The organism is Bradyrhizobium sp. USDA 4452, assembly GCF_054063575.1.
This window is the reverse complement of the sequence record NZ_JBSSGK010000001.1, coordinates 1,689,988-1,710,806: the sequence shown is the minus strand read 5'-3', so window position 1 is coordinate 1,710,806 and position 20,819 is coordinate 1,689,988. Positions and strand designations below refer to the sequence as shown.

Below are 20,819 nucleotides of genomic sequence, written 5' to 3'. Positions count from 1 at the left end.
CACGCCAGCGCGCGGACTGTGCTATCAAGCGCTGACAAGATCAAAAAAGGAGACGCCGATGATTTCGCTCACGCCAAAAGATATCCTGCCGGAGGACGGCACCGCCGGCACGCTGGTCGGACGGGTCTGGCTGCCGCAGGCCGGCGGCCCGGCCGTGGTCGCGGTGCGGGCGGACGGCGTGTTCGATGTCACCGCGCGTTTCCCGACCGTAAGCGCGTTGTGCGAGGAAGCCGATCCCGCGGCGGCGTTGCGCGGCACGCGCGGCGAGCGGATCGGCGATTTCGAGGCCATTCTCGCCAACACGCCGCCCGACGGGCGCGACGTGACAAAACCGCATCTGCTCGCGCCGGTCGATTTGCAGGTGCTGAAAGCCGCCGGCGTCACCTTCGCGATCTCGATGCTGGAGCGGGTGATCGAGGAGCGGGCGCGCGGCAACCCGTCGTCGGCGGAGGCGATCCGCAAGGAGGTGGTGCGCCTCGTCGGCGACGATCTCTCCAAGTTGAAGCCCGGCTCCGAGCAGGCGATGCGGTTGAAGCAGGTGCTGATCGACCAGAACGCCTGGAGCCAGTACCTGGAGGTCGGCATCGGCCCCGACGCCGAAGTCTTCACCAAGGCGCCGACGCTGTCCTCGGTCGGCACCGGCATGGATGCCGGGCTGCATCCGAAGTCGACCTGGAACAATCCGGAGCCGGAGGTGGTGCTGATCGTCTCCGCCGCCGGCAAGATCGTCGGCGCCGCGCTCGGCAACGACGTCAACCTGCGCGATTTCGAGGGCCGCTCCGCGCTGCTGCTGTCGAAGGCCAAGGACAACAACGCCTCCTGCGCGATCGGCCCGCTGCTCCGGCTGTTCGACGGGACCTTCTCGCTCGACGACGTCAGGAAGATGGATGTCGGCCTCACCGTGACGGGCACCGACGGCTTCGTGCTCGAGGGGCATTCTTCGATCAGCAAGATCAGCCGCGACCCGACCGATCTGGTCGCCCAGACCATCGGGCCCGTGCATCAATATCCCGATGGATTTGCGCTGTTCCTGGGCACGATGTTTGCGCCGGTCAAGGACCGCGACGCCAGGGGCGAGGGGTTCACCCACAAGCGCGACGACATCGTCACCATCGACGCGCCGCAGCTCGGCAAGCTCGTCAACCGCATGCGGGGCAGCGACGAATGCGAGCCATGGACCTTCGGCGTTGGCGCGTTGATGAAGAACCTCGCGCAGCGCAAGGTGCTGTGACGTAGAAACGTCGCGCGCAGGGTGTGTTGGACGGGCTCCGGCGCAACCCGTCCTGTCACGTGGCGATGCACGCTGCTCTGTGACGTGCTATACTTCGCTGCTGCCGCCCTCGTTGTCGAACATGTTCAGAAACCTGGGCGGCAGATCAATCGCATGCCGCAACTTGTGCGCGCGCAGATGCGCGAAACTCGGAGCGACCGCTTGTCGCGCCGTTATGTGAACCAGTTCATCCTCGTTCGCGCCGATCCGTTTCAGCATATGGGCTCGACGCGAACAGAAGGAGTCGCGGACATGAGCGAGCAGCCATCAAACGGAATGCCCGATTGGCTCACGACGGACATGCTGGTGATCGCCGTCGCACTGGTGATCATCGTGATGGGCATCTGGATCGCGCCGTAGCTGCCGCGGCCTACGCGGCGATGCCGCGCCTTACAGGCCGATCATCCGGAAGATCATGCCTCCGATATTCGGGCCATGATGGTGGTGGCGCCGATGACGGCCTCGCGGAGGTTCGTCGTTGCCTGCGGCCATCGAGGTCCTGCCGCCGTCTTGCTCTGGGCCGACCGCGTCGAACGCGGCCTTCTGCTCGTCGCTGAGCGAGCCGTAGAAGGTGTCCAGCGCCGGACGCACCGTGCCGATCGCCTGAAGCATCGTGTCGAGCCTGGCTCCGACCGCTGCAAGGCGTGCCGGTGGCGTGCGCGCGTCGGTGGGCGGACAGGACGATTTCAAGATGTCCTCGGCTTTTGTCGCCGCGTCGCGCAGGGCATCAAGGCTCGCCCGCTGCGCGTCTGTTGGCTTGACGTCGCGTTCGATGACGTCACCGGGCCACGAGATGGCAGAAGGCTGCGCCGTGTTGCAGGTGGCGTTGTCCGACGTCGCCTCACGCTGGCCGCGGTGCTGACCGGCCACCAGCGCGGTCACCTTGGCTTTCTGGTCGTCGCTGAGCAGCCCGTAAAACTTCTCCAGCGCCGGCTGCAGAATGCCGACCGCGTCGCGCATCGCCTGAAGCCGCTGCTGCATCGCGGCGAGGCGGCTCGGTGCGGTCAGCGGCACGTCCTTGGGACACGAATTGAGGATGGTCGCGGACGCCTTCTGCGAAGCGTTGGCGAGGTCGTCGAGCGCGGCGCTCTGCTCCGCGTTGGGTTGAATGGCGCTGCGGAATTGCTCGATCGGGAAGCCCGCGATATCGCCTCTGTCGCTGCCGCACATGTCGGCAAGGGTGGTGGCTTGCGCGCGTGCGCTGGACCGGCCTGTTCTCGGCGGACCGGCGCGGCCGGGCAGGTAGTCGGCATAGCCGCTCAGGGCATCGTAGTCATAGGGACCGAACAGACCGGTGTAGAGGTCGCCATAGCCGTAATCCCAGAAGTACGGGTCATAGCCCCAGCCCCACCAGGTGTAGTCATAGAGATCGTAATAGGCATACGGCCAGAACACCGGGCCGACCCAGCCATAGCCGCCATGCGGATGGCGCCACCACCCGCCGTTTTGATGGCCCCAGGCTTGATGGCCCCAGGCAGCGCCGGCGGCGGCGGTCGTGATCGCGGCGCGCGTGATCGGGTTGCGCAGGCCGCCGGGTCTGCCCATCGCGGTTCTGATCTGGCGTGAGCCCAGCGAGCGTCCGACGACGTTCGCATTGTGCCGCATCGCGGCGGGTGAGGCGGCATGCCGGCCGGCGGCTATGCCCGGCGCGCTGCGTGCGGCGCGAGCGGCAGGACGGAATTGAGGGTGGTGCGCGCCGGCGCCGCTGAACCTCGTCCCGGCTCTTGCTGCGGGACGAATGGTGTGAAAGCCGCCGCCGCGCGGAGCGCTGGCGTGAAAGCCGCCGCCATGAAACCCGCCGCCGCCACCGCGAAATCCTCCGCCGCCGTGGAAACCGCCGCCACCATGAAATCCACCGCCGCCCCCATGGGAGCCGCCACCGCCATGACCTCCCCCTCCGCCGCCATGGCCTCCGCCGCCGCGCGCGGCATCGGCACGACCTGCGAACAGCGCTGTCGATGCCGCCACTGCGATGATCGCGGCGAACGCCAACACGGCGTATTTGCTGCGGGCGCCCGTCAGCATGGGTTTCACCCTTCGAACAGTGATGCCTGATGTCAACATCGCACGCCGCCGCCGGGTTCCAGCGGCGATGCGGATATTTGCCGGATCGCCCTGGTGCCTTTTGAACCGCGAACCATTCACCGCCGTCGTCCTGGCGTAAGCCAGGACCGATTACCCCAAATGGCAATCGTTGTGCGACACCGGCGCCACGATCCCGTTCATCACCGAATGCGATGGTTATGGGCCTGGCTTTCGCCAGGACGACACTGTGGTGTAGCTGCAGTTCGATTCACCAACCCTACACCGGCAGCGCCGTCGAATACTTCACCTGGCTCAGCGCAAAGCTCGACTCGATCGAGGCGATGCCGTCGAGCCGGGTCAGCTTGTTCTTCAGGAACGCTTCGTAGGAGGAGAGGTCGGCGGCGACGACGCGCAGCAGATAGTCACGGTTGCCGGTCATCAGATAGCATTCGAGCACCTCGTCCCATTTCGAGATCGCGCGCGCGAAGCGGTTGAGGTCCTCCTCCTTCTGCCGCGCCAGCTTGATCGAGATGAAGACCGAGACATGCAGCCCGATCGACTTCTGGTCGACGGTTGCGATGTAGCGGGAGATCACGCCGCGCTCCTCGAGCAGCTTGACCCGGCGGTGGCAGGGCGACACCGACAATCCGACCTTGTCGGCGAGGTCCTGCATGGTCATGCGGCTGTCGGTTTGAAGCAGACTCAGGATCTTGCGGTCGATGGCATCGAGGGCAGGCATTGGGATGAACTCGTAGGTTAAGGCCGGATCGTGGGAATTTATCCCAATTTTTCCTCTGCTGTCGCGTGGAATTGAGATTTTCGGCGGCTGCCGCGGCAGTAACATCGGAGATATCGCCCGGACGATTGCCAGGAACACTGACATGGGTATTGCGCCTGAACGCCTCGACATGCTGTCCGCTTTGGCCCGCAAGGTGCTGTGGCTGTCGTCGTGGACCATCCACCACGCCAACCATGTGCGGCCCTCGACCGACGGGCTGAAGGTCGGCGGTCACCAGGCCTCGTCGGCCTCGCTCGCCAACATCATGTCGGCGCTGTATTTCTCGGTGCTCCGCCCGCAGGACCGCGTCGCGGTGAAGCCGCATGCGAGCCCGGTGTTCCACGCGATCCAGTATCTGTTCGGCCACCAGACCCGCGACAAGCTGGAGAATTTCCGCGGCTACAAGGGCGCGCAGTCCTATCCGTCGCGCACCAAGGATGTCGACGATGTCGACTTCTCCACCGGCTCGGTCGGGCTCGGCGTGGCGCAGACGCTGTTCGCTTCGCTGGTGCAGGACTACGTCAAGGCGCATGGCTGGATGGGCGACCGGCCCGAGGGTCGCATGATCGCGCTGGTCGGCGACGCCGAGATGGACGAGGGCAACATCTTCGAGGCGCTGCTGGAGGGCTGGAAACATGGCCTGCGCAACACCTGGTGGGTGGTCGACTACAACAGGCAGTCGCTGGACGCCGTGGTGCGCGAGGGGCTGTGGGCCAAGTTCGAGACCATGTTCCGCAATTTCGGCTGGGACGTGGTGATCGTGAAATACGGCAAGCTGATGCTGGAGGCGTTCGCCGAGCCCGGCGGCGAAGCGCTCAAGCGCTGGATCGACAACTGCCCGAACCAGATGTACGCGGCGCTCTGCTTCCAGGGCGGCGCGGCATTCCGCAAGCATCTGCGCGACGATATCGGCGACCAGGGCGACGTGTCGGCGCTGATCGAGCGCCGCAGTGACGACGAGTTGCTGGCGCTGATGTCGAACCTCGGCGGCCACGACATGGCGAGCATGATCGAGGCCTTCGAGGCGATCGACCATGACCGTCCGGTGTGTTTCATCGCCTACACCATCAAGGGCGTCGGCCTGCCGATGCAGGGCCACAAGGACAATCACGCCGGCCTGATGACCGTGGCACAGATGGAGAAGTGGCGCACGGCGCAGAACATCCGCACCGGCCATGAGTGGGACAAGTTCGAGGGCCTGTCGCAGGAGCCCGCGCAGCTCGAGGCGTTCCTCGCCGCGGCACCGTTCAACCGCGAAGGACGCCGCCGGCTCTCGGCGCCTCAAATCGACGTGCCGGAGCGGCTGGCATTCAAAGCCTCCGCGCAGATGTCGACGCAGCAGGGCTTCGGCCTCGTGCTGCACGAGCTGGCGCGCGGCGAGACCGAGCTGGCGTCGCGCATCGTCACCGTTTCGCCCGACGTCACGGTGTCGACCAACCTCGGCGCCTGGGTCAACCGCCGCGGTCTGTTCGCGAAGGCGGAGAACCATGACCTGTTCCGGCAGGAGAAGATCCCGTCCGCCTACACCTGGGAATACTCGCCTGACGGACAGCACCTCGAACTCGGCATCGCCGAGATGAACCTGTTCATCATGCTCTCTGCGCTCGGCCTGTCGCACCAGATCAACGGCGCGCGGCTGCTGCCGGTCGGCACGCTGTATGATCCCTTCATCGAGCGCGGCCTCGATGCGCTGAACTATGCCTGCTACCAGGATGCCCGCTTCATGGTGGCCGCGACTCCGTCAGGCATCTCGCTGGCGCCGGAAGGCGGCGCGCATCAGTCGATCAAGACGCCCTTGATCGGGATCGGACAGGACGGGCTCGCCTCGTTCGATCCGGCCTTCGTCGATGAACTTGCCGTGATCATGGGCTGGGGCTTTGGCCACATGCAGCGCGAGGGCGCCGAAGGTGGTTCGGTTTACTTGCGACTCTCGACGAGAACGCTGGAGCAGCCGCAACGGATCATGACACCGGACCTGCAACGCGACATCACCGATGGCGCCTACTGGATGCGCAGACCGGGCCCGAACTGCGACATCGTCGTTGCGTATACCGGCACCGTCGCGCCGGAGGCGATCGAGGCGGTCGGCCTGATCGGCGAGAGCCACCGCGATGTCGGTCTCCTGGCGGTCACCTCTGCCGATCGGCTCTATGCGAGTTGGTCCGCCGCGCGGAATTTACGCCGCGACCGCCGCGGCACGCAGCATCTGAGTCACATCGAGCGAATGCTGGCGCCGCTCGGCCGCGACTGCGGCATCGTGACCGTGATCGACGGCCATCCGGCCTCGCTCGGCTGGCTCGGCAGCGTGCGCGGCCACCGCCTCGAGGCGCTCGGCGTCGAACATTTCGGCCAGACCGGCACGATCGGCGACCTCTACCGGCACTACGGCATCGACGCCAACGCCATTATCGACGCGGCGGAAAGCGTGTCGGTCGGCGCTCCGGTGCGGCATCGCAAGATGGCGGTGTGAGCCGTCATTCTGCCCTCGTCATTTCGGGGCATGCGAAGCATGAGCCCGGAATCCATCGGGCTGCGGAGTTGGTGGAGGAATGGATTCCGGGCTCGCGACTACGTCGCGCCTCGGAATGACGGTTGGAGCAAGCCTTGCCACGCCAGCGGCAGCGACATTATATGCCGTTCGCGTGCACGAGCCGCGCCCCGCATATGGCGGGTTCAATTCGCCCTGCTTTCGTGCAAGGATGCCTGCCGAACGCTTTCCGTTCCCCTTATCCATACGCCCCCTACAAGAGGTTTCCGATGGTCAATCGCATGCAATTCTACATCGACGGCGCCTGGGTCGATCCCGTCGTCAAAGGCAAGTCCACCCCCGTCGTCAATCCGGCGACCGAAGAAGCGATGTATGAGATTGCGCTCGGCTCCAAGGCCGATGTCGACAAGGCAGTCGCCGCCGCCAAGCGCGCCTTCGAGACCTATTCCCAGACCAGCCGCGAGGAACGCGTCGCGCTGCTCACCAAGATCGTCGAGGTCTACAAGGGCCGCATGAAGGAGATCGGCGCCGCCGTCTCCGACGAGATGGGCGCGCCGCTACCGATGGCCGAGAAGCTGCAGGCCGGCGCCGGCCTCGGTCACCTCATGAACACCCTCGAAGTGCTCAAGAAGTACGAGTTCGAGGAGACCATGGGCACCGCCGTGATCGTGCGCGAGCCGGTCGGCGTCGTCGGCATGATCACCCCCTGGAACTGGCCGCTCAACCAGATCGCCTGCAAGGTCGCGCCCGCGCTCGCCGCCGGCTGCACCATGATCCTGAAGCCGTCGGAGTTCACCCCGACCTCGGCGCTGATCTTCGCGGAAATCCTCCACGAAGCCGGCGTGCCGAAGGGCGTGTTCAACCTGATCAACGGCCTCGGCCCGGAGGTGGGTGCGGCGATGAGCGAGCACCCGGACATCGACATGATCTCGTTCACCGGCTCGACCCGTGCCGGCGTCGACGTCGCCAAGCGTGCGGCGCCGACCGTGAAGCGCGTCAGCCAGGAACTCGGCGGCAAGTCGCCGAACGTGATCCTCGAAGGCGCCGACCTGACCAAGGCGGTGACCGGCGGCGTGATGCACATGTTCAACAACTCGGGCCAGTCCTGCAACGCGCCGTCGCGCATGATCGTGCCGCTCTCCAAGATGAAGGAAGTGGCCGCGATCGCGAAGGGCGTCGCCGACAAGACCAAGGCCGGCGATCCACGCGCCGACGGCACCACGATCGGTCCCGTGGTCAACCGCGGTCAGTGGGACAAGATCCAGGCGCTGATCCAGAAGGGCATCGACGAGGGCGCAACTCTCGTCGCCGGTGGCCCGGGCCTGCCCGAGGGCGTCAACAAGGGCTTCTATGTCCGTCCGACCATCTTCGCCGACGTCACCAACGACATGACGATCGCCCGCGAGGAAATCTTCGGACCGGTGCTCACCATCATCGGCGCCAAGGACGAGGCCGAGGCGGTGAAGATCGCCAACGACACGCCCTATGGTCTCGCCGGTTACGTCTCGGCCGACACCGTGGAAACCGCGCGCCGCGTCGGCCGCCAGATCCGCGCCGGCAATATCAACCTGCAGGGCGTGCCGAACGAGCGCACCGCGCCGTTCGGCGGTTACAAGCAGTCCGGCAACGGCCGCGAGTGGGGCCGTTACGGTCTGGAAGAATATCTCGAGGCCAAGGCCGTCGCCGGCTACAACGCCGCGTAAGCTCGATCCACGAGAGACACGATTTCCGGCGCCGGGGCAGGCAACTGCTCCGGCGTCAGACGTTTTGGAGACGCAAGATCTTGAAAGTGCGAATCTTGCGAAGATGAAGATTGTAGTTTCGCCGTCATTGCGAGCGAAGCGAAGCAATCCATCTCTCCCCACGCGCGGACAGATGGATTGTTTCGTCGCTTCGCTCCTCGCAATGACGGCCGGGCTAACCTCCCGGCGCCCCCTGGGTGTTGACGTAGAGCGCATAGATCGACTGGCTCGCCGCCATGAACAGGCGGTTGCGCTTCAATCCGCCGAAGCAGAGATTGGCGCAGCGCTCCGGCAGCGCGATGCGGCCGATCATGACGCCATCAGGTGCGAACACGACGACGCCGTCGAGTTCGGGATCGCCCATGCCCCAACCGCACCACAGATTGCCGTCGATGTCGCAGCGCATGCCGTCGGGCGTGCCGCGGCCGGCATCGATGAACACGCGCTTGTTGGAGATTGTTTTGCCGTCGGCGGAGACGTCATAGGCGAGGATCTTGCGGTTCGGCTCGCCGCGGGATTCCACGACGTAGAGGATCTCCTCGTCCGGCGAGAAGCACAGCCCGTTCGGGCCGAGCACGCCTTCGGCGACGACGCTGGCCTTGCCGGTTGCGGGATCGAGCCGGTAGACGTTGGGCGCGATTTCCGGATCGGCCTTGTAGCCTTCGTAATTGCCGAGCAAGCCGAAGATCGGATCGGTGAACCAGATCGAACCGTCTGATTTCACCACGACGTCGTTCGGCGAGTTCAGCCGCTTGCCGCCGAAGGAATCGATCAGTACCGTGATCGATCCGTCATATTCGGTGCGCACCACGCGACGGCCGCCATGCTCGCAGGTGATCAGCCGGCCCTGGCGGTCGCGGGTGTTGCCGTTGGCGAAGTTCGACGGCTTGCGGAAGATGCTGACCGCACCGGTCTCTTCCTCCCATTTGAGGATGCGCTGGTTCGGGATGTCGCTGCACAGCAGATAGCGCCCGTCGCCGAACCACACCGGACCTTCGGCCCAGCGCAGGCCGGTGGCGATGCGCTCGACGGCGGAAAGCTTCAGCCAGTATTTCTCGAAGCGCGGATCGAGCGCGTGGATCGCGGGATCGGGATAACAGGTCGCGGGACGCCAGCCGGCAGAATGAACATCGGACATTTGCTGTTCTCGTTGTTGTGTATCGATGGTGTTTCCTTGAGCGCATGGTTTGCTATCATTGTCGGCCTGCGACCGCAATTCGGCTGCAGCAAACCGGAAAGACGAGGGACGGCATGCCACGCATATTGATGACCGGCGCATCGGGCGGAATCGGAACGAGCCTGCGCAAGCTGCTGCCGCCGATCTATGCGGACCTGCTTCTGAGCGACATCAAGCCGCCCTCCGATCTCGGCAGCAACGAACAGTTCAAGGCGGCCGATCTCGCCGATCTCGCAGAGGTCGAGGCGATCTGCGAGGGCGTCGACGGCATCCTGCATTTCGGCGGCTATTCGGTCGAAGGCTCGTGGGACGCGATCCTGCAGGCCAACATCATCGGCACCTACAACCTGTTCGAGGCGGCGCGCAAGCAGGGCGTCAAGCGCGTGATCTTCGCCTCGTCCAATCATGCGGTCGGCTTCTACCCGCGCCATCACCGCATCGGCACCGACGTCACCGCGCGGCCGGACAGCCGTTACGGCGTGAGCAAGGTGTTCGGCGAGGGCGTCGGCGCGCTCTATGCCGACAAGCACGGCATCAAGGTGACCTGCATCCGGATCGGCAATTTCGGCGAGGCGCCGCTCGATCACCGCAGGCTCTCGATCTGGCTCAAGCCGGAAGATCTGGTGCAGCTCTGCCGCATCGGGCTCGAACATCCCGACATCCATTTTGAGGTGCTGTACGGCGCGTCCTACAACGAGCGCTCCTGGTGGGACAATCACCGCGCCTATGATCTCGGCTATCGGCCGACCGGGCGTGGCGAAGACTTCCGCGAGCACGCGATGGCCGAGCAGGCCAAGCTGCCGCCGGACCCGGTCGGCGACTTCTACCAGGGCGGCACGTTCTGCAGCATGGAGTTCGACGGCGACAGGACAAAGGTGATCGACTGGAAGAAGTGATCAGTCGTCGCACTGCGGCAGCTGCTTCACCGCTTCGGTGTGCTCTCGCTGCGGCTCGTTCGAGCTTTGCCCCGAAGCCTTCGGTGCGCTTCCGGGCCCGTCATAGGTCTGGGAGAAGTGCGCGAGCGGGAAGGTGAGGCTGATCTTCTGCCCGGTCAGGTTCTTGGCTTCGACCACGATCGTTTGCGCGTGCTTCAGCCGTTCGATCAGCTCGCCATTGGCCTCCAGCGTGCCGCCGCAGCCGAGCGTGTAGCAGTGCGTCCTCGCGACCTGCATCGGCTCGTCCTGATCGATCTTGAGACTGATGGTGCCTTCCAGCATGGTCCGCGTGCCGACATTGGCGGTGAGCAGCGCGCGCGTGCTGGTCTGCGGCGAGATGCTGATGGTGCCGCCCGACGGCGCGCACTGGCCGCGTGCGGCGGCGGCGACGAAGCAGCTCGCCTCGGTGAGGCACGTCTTGGTCCAGGGCTCATAGGTGAGCTCGCTCGCGCGCGGATCGGCCGCTTCGGCAATTCCGCCGAGCGCGAGCTGTGCGGCAATCGATCCCATCAACAAAGCCACGTAGCGCATCGCCGTCTCCTTCACGAGGAGGCCGCGTATCGCGCTATTGCGGCTTTTTGTCGTTGGAGATGCGCACGAGGTAGTCCGCCTTGCTGTACTGCATGTGATCGACGCAGAGCTGCGCCAGCGCCCAGCTGTCGCGGCCCCTCAAGAGCTCGATCATCAATTCGTGCTGGCGACGCGACAATGCGAGCCCCTCGCTGTCGGCGAGGTTCTTGGCGCGCATCGGCAGCGTCAGGTTCATGTAGTCCTGCAGCGAGCGGACCAGATAGGGATTGCCGCAGGCGGAGAACAGCGCGAGGTGGAATGCATCGTTGCTCTCATGGATACCGCGCATGTCCTGCGCGTCGGCCTTGAGGCAGTAGTGCCGTTGCAGCTCGCTCAACTGGTCGATCAGGCTGTCAGGCGCGGGCAGGGCGATCATCAGTGCGGCCTGGCGTGTCAGCATCTCGCGCACCTCGTAGATCTGCCGCACTTCCTCCGCCGAATAGAACCGCACCGTAGCGCCGACATTCTTCTCGCGCAGCACGATGCCCTGGCGCTCGAGCTGGAACAGCGCCTGGCGGACGAAATGCCGGCTCGCGCCGTAGCGCTGCATCAGGGTATCCTCGACCAGCCGCAGGCCGGGCGCGAAGCGGCCGAAGATGATGTCCTCCTCCAGCCGGCGGATCACTTCCGCCTGTTCCTCCTCGCGCGAGGGGGCCTGGAGTTCGGGCAAGGTGGGCTCGGCTGTCATGCGCGCTCGGCTTCGGGTCGATGCCGGAGGTCAGCATGACGCTATGGCTATTGTCAATAATGGGGGCGATTTTGCCGCAAAGCGGCCAGGCTTCTGCGCCAGATTATCTCGTATTGACAATAATTCCCGCCGCTCCTTAAGTGCGGCCGACCAATGACGGGAAGAGAAGAAAATGGCCGACGGACTTCGCAAGGGACTGACCAGCTATGGTGACGCCGGCTTTTCGCTGTTCCTGCGCAAGGCGTTCATCAAGGCGATGGGCTATTCGGATGATGCGCTCAATCGCCCGATCGTCGGCATCACCAACACCTACAGCGACTACAATCCCTGCCACGGCAACGTGCCGCAGATCATCGAGGCGGTGAAGCGCGGCGTGATGCTGTCGGGCGCGATGCCGTTCGTGTTCCCGACCATCTCGATCGCCGAGAGCTTTGCGCATCCGACCTCGATGTATCTGCGCAATCTGATGGCGATGGATACCGAGGAGATGATCCGCGCCCAGCCGATGGATGCGGTGATCGTGATCGGTGGTTGCGATAAGACCCTGCCGGCGCAGCTCATGGCCGCGATCAGCGCCGATCTGCCGACGGTGGTGATTCCGGTCGGGCCGATGGTGGTCGGCCATCACAAGGGCGAGGTGCTCGGCGCCTGCACCGACTGTCGCCGGCTGTGGGGCAAGTATCGCGCCGGCGAGATCGACGATGCCGAGATCGAGGCGGTGAACGGCCGCCTCGCGCCATCGGTCGGCACCTGCATGGTGATGGGCACCGCCTCCACCATGGCCTGCATCACCGAGGCGCTCGGCCTGTCGCTGCCGATGAGCGCGACCATCCCGGCGCCGCATGCCGAACGCTTCCGCTCCGCCGAGGCCAGTGGCCGCGTCGCCGCCGAAATGGCCAAGACCAAGGGACCGAAGCCGAGCGAAATCCTGACGCCGGCCTCGTTCCGCAACGCCCAGATCGTGATGCAGGCGATCGGCGGCTCCACCAACGGGCTGATCCACTTGACCGCGATCGCCAACCGCTCGCCGCACAAGATCGACCTCGAGGCGTTCGACAGGCTCGGCCGCGAGGTGCCCGTGCTGGTCGACCTCAAGCCGTCGGGCGAACACTATATGGAGCATTTCCATCATGCCGGCGGCGTGCCGAAGCTGATGGCGCAGCTCGGTGACCTCATCGATCTCGATGCCAGGACCATCACCGGCCAGACCCTGCGCGAGGTCGTCGCCAATGCGGAGGACGTGCCGGGGCAGGATGCGATCCGCTCCAAGGCGAACCCGATCAAGTCCGAAGGCGCGATGGCGATCCTGCACGGCAATCTCGCGCCGCGCGGCGCCGTCATCAAGCAGTCGGCGGCGAGTCCAAAACTGCTGCAGCACACCGGGCGTGCGGTGGTGTTCGAGTCGGTCGAGGACATGACGCTGCGGGTCGACGATCCCGCGCTCGACGTGACTGCCGATGACGTGCTGGTGCTGCGCAACGCCGGCCCGAAGGGCGCGCCCGGCATGCCCGAGGCGGGCTATTTGCCGATCCCGAAGAAGCTTGCGCGCGCCGGCGTCAAAGACATGGTCCGCATCTCCGATGCGCGGATGAGCGGCACGGCGTTCGGCACCATCGTGCTGCACATCACACCGGAGTCCGCGGTCGGCGGACCGCTCGGCCTGGTGCGGAACGGCGACATGATCCGGCTCGATGTCGCGAGGCGCAGCATCGATCTTTTGGTCGACGAGGCCGAATTGCAGAAGCGCCGCGCCGCGCTTGCGCCGACCGGCACGCCGGATTGGGCCAAGCGCGGCTACGCGCATCTGTTCAACGAAACCATCTTGCAGGCCGACGAGGGCTGCGATTTCGACTTCATGCGTGCCAAGGGGAAGTAGCGCGCGTCGTTCGGCGAGGCTGCCGAATTGTCGATAATTTAAGCGACGCAGCGCTCGTTGGCGCCTACTGCGAGCTGAATATCTCGGTTTTATTGACAATCCCGCGGGACTGGTGGGATGATCGCGTCAATCAAAAACAGGGGGAACGTCGCGATGGGCTATTCAGCTGGGATCGTCGGGATCGCCATGGCCGCGGCAGCGCTGCTGCTGCCGGCGCGCGCCAGCGCGCAGGAGGTCAAGCACTTCCGCTTCGCCTATGACCAGCCGCGCAACACCGGCTACTCGGTCGCCGGCGATCTGTTCGCCGAGAAGCTCAAGGAGTTGAGCAAGGGCACGATGATCGTCGACCAATATCCCGGCGCGCAGCTCGGCCAGGAACCGCAGCTGCTGCAGCTGGTCAAATCAGGCGATATCGAGTTCGCGATCATCTCCTCGGCCAACACCGCGACGATCTCGCCGCAGGCCGGCGTGATGTCGCTGCACTTCCTGTTCCGCAACGACGCCCATGTGATCAAGGCGCTGGCGGATCCGCAGGTGTTCGACGCCATCAGAACGATGATCGACGAGACCGCGCAGGGCCTGCATGTGATCGGCACCGGCTCGCAAGGCGTGCGGCACATCTACAGCAAGCGGGAGATCCACAACGTCGGCGACCTCAAGGGCATGAAGGTGCGCGTGCAGGCGACCGCGACCGAGGACGCCATGTTCCCGGCCTATGGCGCGCAGACCGTGCACATGCCGTTTGGCAGCGTCTACACGTCGCTGCAGACCGGCGTGGTCGATGCGGCCGAGAACAGCATCAACGTCTATCTCGTCAACAAGCACTATGAGGTCGCGCCGGTGCTGTCGATCACCGAGCACGAAGCCAATAATGCGCTGCTGTTCGTCTCCGACAAGCTCTGGCAGGGCCTCTCCGCCGAGCAGAAGCAATGGGTGCAGGCCGCTGCCAACGAGGTCAGCGCCAAGGAGCCGCAGAAGGCCTTCGAGCTGGAGCGGACTGCGTTGACCAAGCTCAAATCGTTCGGCGTCAAGGTGGTCGAGGACGTCGACAAGAAGAGCTTCACCGCGATCGCCGATCCCTATCTCGACAAGCTCGCCAAGGAGCTCGGCCCGCATGCGGAGAAGATCAAGAACCTGATCCGCGCGGTCAACTAGAGCCCGGGTCGACGGGAGCGCGCGCCATGGCCATCGCCGACAGGCTGGTGCTGCAACGGCAGTGGCATCTGAAGTGGCGGGCGCTGGATCGGCTCGAGCTGATCCTGATGATGCTGTGCGGCCTGTTGTGCTTCGGCTTCTCGCTCTCGGTCACCGCCGACATCGTCACGCGCACCATCGGTCACCCCTGGCTGTGGCTGCAGGAGGTGACCTCGACGCTGTTCATCTACGCGATCTTCATTGGGGCTGCGGTCGCGACCCGGCGCAACGATCATCTTTATCTCACCGCGCTCTCGGAGGCGATGCACGGCCGGTCGCGGCTGGTGGTCGAGATCGTCATCCGCCTGGTGGTATTGGGCGTCGCGTTTTGCCTGGTCTGGTACGGCTATCAAAACTACCTTCGCGGCTTCGGCAGCTTCCGGCTGCCGTCCGGTACGCCGATCGCCTCGCTCTATGCGGTGATCCCGCTGTCCGGCATCCTGATCGGCCTGTTCACGATCGAGCAGCTCGTCAACGGCATCCGCAACGGCTTTGAGCACTCGGAGCCGCCGGACGAGGACCTTGCGATCCCAGCGATCAACACCGGCGCGACCACGGGAGTGCGGCCGTGAGCGCGCCGGTCGTGCTGGTGCTGATGTCGTCCTGCTTCCTGTTCTTCGGCTATCTCGGCGTGCCGGTGCCGTTCTCGCTGATGGCCGGCGTGTTCATCGGCGCGGTGCTGTCGGATGTGTCGCTCGCCGCGATCATCCAGAAGATCTTCGACGGCGTCGATTCCGAGGCGCTGCTGGCGATCCCGTTCTTCCTGCTGGTCGGCGAACTGATGAGCTCGGCGAACGTCGTGGTCCGCATCGCCAATTTGTCGGTGTCGCTGGTCGGGCATATCAGGGGCGGGCTATCGCAGGTCGTCGTCGTCTTCAGCATGTTCTTCTCGGAGATGTCGGGCTCGACCACCGCCGATGTCGCTGTGATGAGCCGGGCGCTCGGCGGGCCGATGCGAAGGGAAGGCTACGAGCCGGCCTTCATCGCCGCGATCATCGCCTCGGCCTCGACCATCGCGGCGCTGGTGCCGCCGAGCATCACGGCCGTGGTCTACGGCGCGGTCGGCAACGTCTCGATCGCCGGCCTGTTCATGGCGGGCGTCGTGCCCGGCCTGATGATCGGCTTCGGGCTGATGATCTATTGCTATTTCTTCGGCCCGTCAGGCCTGCGCAAGCCGCGCGCGCCGCTGCGCCAGATCGCGTTCGCCGCCGGCGACGCTGCGCTGCCGCTGATGATCCCGGTGATCCTGCTGGGTGGCATCCTGACCGGCTGGTTCACGCCGACCGAGGCCGGCGTGGTCGCCGTTGTCTACATCATCGCCGTGGTGATCCCGGCGCTCAATCGTGGTCATCTGAAGAAGATCCCGTACGATTTCTGTCTCGCCGGTCTCATTTTTTCGCTGCCGCTGATCACGATCGGGGCGGCGAACGCGTTCGGCTGGATGCTGGCCTATCTGCGCGGTGCGATCTACATCGCCGACTGGATCACCTCGATCGCCGGCAACGATCCGCATCTCATCATGCTGCTGATGGTATTGCTGTTCACGGTGGTCGGCGATTTCATCGAGCCGGTGCCGACCATCATCATCTTCATGCCGCTGGTCAACGCGCTGACCCAGGCCGGCGACATCAACGGCGTCCACATGGGCGTGGTGCTGATCGCAACGCTCGCCTTCGGCCTGATCACGCCGCCTTACGGGCTGGTGCTGCTGATGGCTTCGAAGTTCGTCGGCATCAGCTTTGCCAGAGCGCTGCGGGCGGCGCTGCCGATCTATGTCGTGTTCCTGGTCACGATCTGCTTCACTATCTATTTTCCGAAAGTCGTGCTGTGGCTGCCCAAGCAGGTAATCCCGGAATCGGTCGGCTGCTTCAAGGCGCCCGGCGGCACCGGATACATCTGCCCGAATTAGGCGTGTGCTCATCAATCCACTACGCATGCGACAAGCGATGACCGCTCCACCGCTGAAAGCGGACATCATGGCGTCGAAGGGCGAGAGCGGCTCTGGGCCAACATCAGAAATAGTCCGCCGCGCGGTTGGATTAACGAGAGATCTTTGTACCAACCGCCGGTTTGGACCAATTCGTCGTCACCTCATTCAATTCCGCATCGGTTCTTGAAAGAAAGGGTCGCTACTGATGGCGTTCACATTGCAGCGGCACCGTTTATTTGCAAACTTCCACGTTTGACGTGAGGCCGGAATTCCCAGTTCGGACCGCTTCAAGGTGACAGCCCGGTTTGACTGGCCGACACCCTCCCGACGAACTACATATCATTTGCCCTGTCGGCTGAGGTTTCGATTTCGCCTCTGCATTCGGCTTTGCACTCTGGGCATAGGCGCTCTCATTTAACCCACCCAATGCCGTTGATAGTAAAACTGCAACCAACGTAGCGCGCACACTAAAATTCGACATGCCCCGCCTCTTTTGCTCATATGGATCAAAATATTAATTTCTCGCGCGCACCCCGGCTAATACTGCGAGGCGCTTGCCAATACAGAAATCGTAACACTGCTTGTCACTCAGTGTCACTAGCGTCGAAGTCCGCTGCGGCTCAAAATGCGCCACTCGAATTCCTCGCAAGGTGCATGGAGCAGCAGCGAAGACTTTGCATGCGGCACGAAAATGCTGAGCCCGATCGCCTCATGCACGCTTAAACCTTCAAATGAAGACCAGTTCTGGTCGATGGTCGCCCTTCGCAAGCGCGCAAGGCGGACGGTCCCGGACCTATGCATACCCGCCTTGGGAAGGCCGTCGCACGCCTACTTCGACTTGCTGGTGAACTTCTTCACCGCGACGCGGAAATCGTCGGTGTGCATCGAGGTGATGATCTTGTGTTCCTCGGCATCGAGCTGCTGCTTGGTCGGCGTGGTGGCCGCCTGATAGACCAGCGCCTTGGTCCCGGCGATCGCGGCGGGCGGGTTTTTCGCGAGGCGCTCGGCGAGCTGCCGCGTCGCGGCCTTCAGCTCGGCAGCGGGGACGGTCTTGACCACCAATCCCCATTCATAGGCCTGCTGCGCGGTGAAGCCGTCCTCGGCCAGGAAGATCTGCAGCGCGCGGCGGGTCCCGACCGTGCCGACGATGCCGACCGTGCTGCCGCCGTCGGGCGACACGCCGATCTTGGCATAGGCGGGCGTGAAGCGGGCATCCTCCGCGGCGATGCACAGGTCGGTCACGAAGGCGAGGCCCATGCCGGCGCCGGCCGCCGAACCATGCACGCTGGACAGCACGATCTTCGGCATCCGCCGCACCGCCTCGATGAAGGCGTGATAGTGATGAAGCATCTCGCCGACCACGGGGGCGACGTTGTTGGCTTCGGTCGCAGCGCCGATGGTCTGCAGATCGCCGCCGGCGCAGAAGGCGCGGCCTTCGCCCTCGATGACCAGCACGCGGACATCCTTGTTGGCTTCGACCTCGGCGGCGAGCTGCTCGAGCTTCTTGGCAATCGTCATATCGATCGCGTTGAACGCGGCCGGCCGGTTCAGCGTGATGGTCGCGATGGCGCCGTCGATGCGGAGCAAAGCGGGGTCGTTGGCGGAGGCGGGTGCTGGCATTTTTGAAGACCTTGGGCTTGTTGTTTCCGGGCATTTAAGGCCTAGGCGGCAGCCGTGGCAATCCGGCTCCGCGCGAAGGCGCGGTATCGGGTGGCCAGAATCCCCCGAGACCCCCTTGCATCGGCGCGAGCCATGAGGCCAAATGGCCGTCAGCCTTCGGTACGCAGACACGAGCGCTGTGGGGACGGGGCAAGCAAGCTAACATCGACAAGAGGAAACGGCATGGGTCACTCCTGCTCGCGCGTATGTGGGTTGTTCCGATGACAGGCTCGGTCGTCATCGTCGGCGCCGGACATGCCGGCTTCCAGCTCGCGGCATCGCTGCGCCAGGCCGGCTTTGCCGAGCGCATCGCCCTGCTCAATGACGAAGGCCATTTGCCGTACCAGCGGCCGCCTTTGTCGAAGGCCTATCTGAAGGGGACCGGTGGGCCCGAGACCCTGATGTTCCGGCCCGACAAGTTCTACCAGGACAACAAGATCGAGCTGATCACCGACCGCGCCCATGCGGTCGACCGCAACGCGAGGAAGGTGGCGCTCGCTTCCGGCACGTCGCTCGACTACGGCCATCTGGTGTTCGCGACCGGCGCGCGGAACCGGCTGCTCGATATTCCGAACGCCAGGCTCGACGCTGTCCGCTACCTGCGCATTCTCGACGAGAGCCAGGCGTTGCGCGATCTGATCGCACCCGGCATGCGCGTCGTCGTGATCGGCGCGGGCTTCATCGGGCTCGAATTTGCCGCCACCGCGCGGGCCAAGGGCCTCGAGGTCGACGTCGTCGAGCTCGCCTCGCGCGTGATGGCGCGCGCAGTGACCGCCGAGATCTCCGAGTTCTCGCAGTCGCGTCACAGCGCTGCCGGCATACGGATCCATCTCGGGGTGCAGGTCACGGCGATCGAGGCCGATGGTACGAAGGTCACCGGCGTCAGCCTGAGCAACGGGACGCATATCCCGGCAGATCTCGTCGTGGTCGGCGTCGGCGTGCTGCCGAATGTCGAGCTCGCCGCAGAAGCCGGCCTGCCGGTTGCATCGGGCATCATCGTCGACGAGCATCTCTTGACCGCCGATCCGAACGTCTCCGCAATCGGCGATTGCGCGCTCTACACCAGCAAGCGCTTCGGCGGATCGCTCCGGCTGGAGTCGGTGCAGAACGCGACCGACCATGCGCGCTGCGTGGCGGCGCGGCTGACCGGCAAAACCGAGGTCTATGACGGACTGCCGTGGTTCTGGAGCGACCAGGGGCCCGACAAGCTGCAGATGGCGGGTCTCACCACCGGCTACGACCGCGTCGTGGTGCGCGGCGACCGCGCGCAGGGGGCGTTCTCGGCGTTCTGCTACCGCGGCGACAAGCTGCTCGGCATCGAATCGGTCAATCGCGCCGGCGATCACATGTTCGGCCGCCGGCTGCTCGGCGCCGGCGGTTCGATCACGCCGGAGCAGGCGGCGGATGCGAGCTTCGATTTGAAGAGCGCGCTGGCTAGTTGAATCGTCGTCCCGGCGTCGTGTGCGATTGCGCACGGGGCCGGGACCCATACTCCGCGGCGCTGGTTGGTGGAGACGAACGCTGTCACTGCGCGCGTGCCCCAAACTGTGGCCGGTGGCTATGGATCCCGACGTGTGGAGAGAACGGCCTTCACCTCTTCAACCGTCGGCATCGATGGCGCGGCCCCCATCCGCTGCACGCAGATCGACGCAGCAATGTTCGCATAAGCCAGCGCGTCGCCGAGCGGCTTGCCGATGGCGAGCTGCGAGGCGAGGGCGCCGACGAAGCAATCGCCGGCGCCTGTGGTGTCGACGGCCTTGACCTCGCGTCCGGGCACAAGCAGCGGTTGATCCTCGACCAGCGCCAGCACGCCGCGCCTGCCGAGCGTGACACAGACGGTCTTGCCATGCCCGAGGGTCCGGGCCGCCTCGGCGAAGCGGGATGGATCGTCGCTGTCGCGCAGCTCGGCTCCCGTCAGCAGGCCAAGCTCGGTCTCGTTGAGAATCAAAACGTCGACCAGATCGAGCAGTGCCTTGTCGGCCTGTTTCGCCGGCGCCGGATTGAGGATCGTGGTGACGCCGGCGGCGCGGGCGCGGCTGAAGAACGCGGCGATCGTCGGCAGCGGGATCTCGAACTGGCTGACAGCGACGTCGCCCTTCGCAAGCACGGGTGCTGCGACATCGTCGGCATCGACCAACCCGTTGGCGCCCGGCACGACGACGATGGTGTTGTCGGCATTGGCCAGCGTGATGATCGCCGTGCCCGAATGGGTGCCGCCGGTGTCCTTGACGAAGGGGAGATCGACGCCTTGCGCGGCGAGGAAGGCTCTCAGCTCCTTGCCGAACGCGTCGATGCCGAGCCGGCCGACCAGCGTGGTCGGCACGCCCTGCTTGGCCGATGCCACCGCCTGGTTGGCGCCCTTGCCGCCGGGGAAATACAGCACCGCCTCGCCGGCGACGGTCTCGCCTATTTTCGGATGGCGCTCGGCGGTCGCCACCACGTCCATGTTGATGCTGCCGGCGACGAAGACGCGCCCCATGACCTGCC

At 64.9% G+C, this 20,819-nt stretch carries 17 protein-coding genes; 9 read left to right on the top strand and 8 right to left on the bottom strand.

Features of this window, described 5'->3' with window-relative positions; all coding sequences use genetic code 11:
- The first annotated feature begins 58 nt into the window (after positions 1-58).
- On the top strand, positions 59-1,231 hold the full coding sequence (locus tag ACVISU_RS08220; RefSeq protein WP_456706588.1) for a fumarylacetoacetate hydrolase family protein: 1,173 nt from the start codon (positions 59-61) through the stop codon (positions 1,229-1,231).
- Positions 1,232-1,318: 87 nt separating this feature from the next.
- On the opposite strand, the gene ACVISU_RS08215 is transcribed toward ACVISU_RS08220, so the two are convergent.
- The 3 genes from ACVISU_RS08215 to ACVISU_RS08205 form a co-directional block, all read right to left on the bottom strand.
- Positions 1,319-1,489, bottom strand: a complete 171-nt coding sequence (locus ACVISU_RS08215; protein WP_244522152.1) for a hypothetical protein — start codon at positions 1,487-1,489, stop codon at positions 1,319-1,321.
- A 171-nt stretch (positions 1,490-1,660) separates the two neighbouring features.
- Positions 1,661-3,295, bottom strand: coding sequence for a Spy/CpxP family protein refolding chaperone (locus ACVISU_RS08210; protein ID WP_456706587.1), 1,635 nt, complete (start codon positions 3,293-3,295; stop codon positions 1,661-1,663).
- Between the two features lie 277 nt (positions 3,296-3,572).
- The gene (locus ACVISU_RS08205) at positions 3,573-4,034 is read right to left on the bottom strand and encodes an Lrp/AsnC family transcriptional regulator (RefSeq protein ID WP_050404592.1); all 462 of its coding nucleotides are present in this window, start codon (positions 4,032-4,034) and stop codon (positions 3,573-3,575) included.
- A gap of 142 nt (positions 4,035-4,176) precedes the next feature.
- Between ACVISU_RS08205 and ACVISU_RS08200 the strand changes: the two genes are divergently transcribed.
- Positions 4,177-6,543 (top strand): transketolase, encoded by a 2,367-nt coding sequence (locus ACVISU_RS08200; RefSeq protein ID WP_456706586.1) that lies wholly within the window; start codon positions 4,177-4,179, stop codon positions 6,541-6,543.
- A gap of 287 nt (positions 6,544-6,830) precedes the next feature.
- Entirely contained in the window at positions 6,831-8,264 is a 1,434-nt protein-coding gene (locus ACVISU_RS08195; protein ID WP_050404590.1) for an aldehyde dehydrogenase family protein, read from the top strand.
- Between the two features lie 214 nt (positions 8,265-8,478).
- Here ACVISU_RS08195 and ACVISU_RS08190 read toward each other — a convergent pair whose 3' ends face one another.
- Positions 8,479-9,441: an SMP-30/gluconolactonase/LRE family protein gene (locus ACVISU_RS08190; protein WP_456706585.1), complete on the bottom strand. Its 963-nt coding sequence runs from the start codon at positions 9,439-9,441 to the stop codon at positions 8,479-8,481.
- Positions 9,442-9,554: 113 nt separating this feature from the next.
- On the opposite strand from ACVISU_RS08190, the gene ACVISU_RS08185 reads away from it, so the two are divergent.
- Positions 9,555-10,376 carry an NAD-dependent epimerase/dehydratase family protein gene (locus ACVISU_RS08185; RefSeq protein ID WP_456706584.1) on the top strand — a complete coding sequence of 274 codons (822 nt, stop codon included), beginning with the start codon at positions 9,555-9,557 and terminating at the stop codon, positions 10,374-10,376.
- Here the strand turns inward: ACVISU_RS08185 and ACVISU_RS08180 are convergent, their stop codons facing one another.
- Positions 10,377-10,946, bottom strand: a complete 570-nt coding sequence (locus tag ACVISU_RS08180; RefSeq protein ID WP_456706583.1) for an invasion associated locus B family protein — start codon at positions 10,944-10,946, stop codon at positions 10,377-10,379.
- Positions 10,947-10,980: 34 nt separating this feature from the next.
- Positions 10,981-11,673, bottom strand: a complete 693-nt coding sequence (locus ACVISU_RS08175; RefSeq protein WP_456706582.1) for a GntR family transcriptional regulator — start codon at positions 11,671-11,673, stop codon at positions 10,981-10,983.
- Between the two features lie 172 nt (positions 11,674-11,845).
- Here ACVISU_RS08175 and ACVISU_RS08170 point away from each other — a divergent pair, with 172 nt between their 5' ends.
- From ACVISU_RS08170 to ACVISU_RS08155, 4 genes are all read left to right on the top strand, one after another.
- A complete protein-coding gene (locus tag ACVISU_RS08170) occupies positions 11,846-13,549 on the top strand; it encodes an IlvD/Edd family dehydratase (RefSeq protein ID WP_456706581.1) in 1,704 nt (567 codons plus the stop codon).
- Between the two features lie 153 nt (positions 13,550-13,702).
- The gene (locus ACVISU_RS08165; RefSeq protein WP_456706580.1) at positions 13,703-14,704 is read left to right on the top strand and encodes a TRAP transporter substrate-binding protein; all 1,002 of its coding nucleotides are present in this window, start codon (positions 13,703-13,705) and stop codon (positions 14,702-14,704) included.
- A 26-nt stretch (positions 14,705-14,730) separates the two neighbouring features.
- A complete protein-coding gene (locus tag ACVISU_RS08160) occupies positions 14,731-15,315 on the top strand; it encodes a TRAP transporter small permease (RefSeq protein WP_456706579.1) in 585 nt (194 codons plus the stop codon).
- Positions 15,312-16,652 (top strand): TRAP transporter large permease, encoded by a 1,341-nt coding sequence (locus tag ACVISU_RS08155; protein ID WP_050404584.1) that lies wholly within the window; start codon positions 15,312-15,314, stop codon positions 16,650-16,652. The genes ACVISU_RS08160 and ACVISU_RS08155 overlap by 4 nt, the downstream gene beginning before the upstream one ends.
- 849 nt (positions 16,653-17,501) lie before the next feature.
- Here ACVISU_RS08155 and ACVISU_RS08150 read toward each other — a convergent pair.
- Positions 17,502-18,293: an enoyl-CoA hydratase/isomerase family protein gene (locus ACVISU_RS08150; protein ID WP_456706578.1), complete on the bottom strand. Its 792-nt coding sequence runs from the start codon at positions 18,291-18,293 to the stop codon at positions 17,502-17,504.
- Positions 18,294-18,553: 260 nt separating this feature from the next.
- Here ACVISU_RS08150 and ACVISU_RS08145 point away from each other — a divergent pair, with 260 nt between their 5' ends.
- Complete coding sequence (locus tag ACVISU_RS08145; RefSeq protein ID WP_157113629.1) at positions 18,554-19,774, top strand: NAD(P)/FAD-dependent oxidoreductase; 1,221 nt, start codon at positions 18,554-18,556, stop codon at positions 19,772-19,774.
- 116 nt (positions 19,775-19,890) lie between these two features.
- Here ACVISU_RS08145 and ACVISU_RS08140 read toward each other — a convergent pair whose 3' ends face one another.
- Positions 19,891-20,811: a ribokinase gene (locus ACVISU_RS08140; RefSeq protein ID WP_456706577.1), complete on the bottom strand. Its 921-nt coding sequence runs from the start codon at positions 20,809-20,811 to the stop codon at positions 19,891-19,893.
- Positions 20,812-20,819 lie beyond the last annotated feature (8 nt).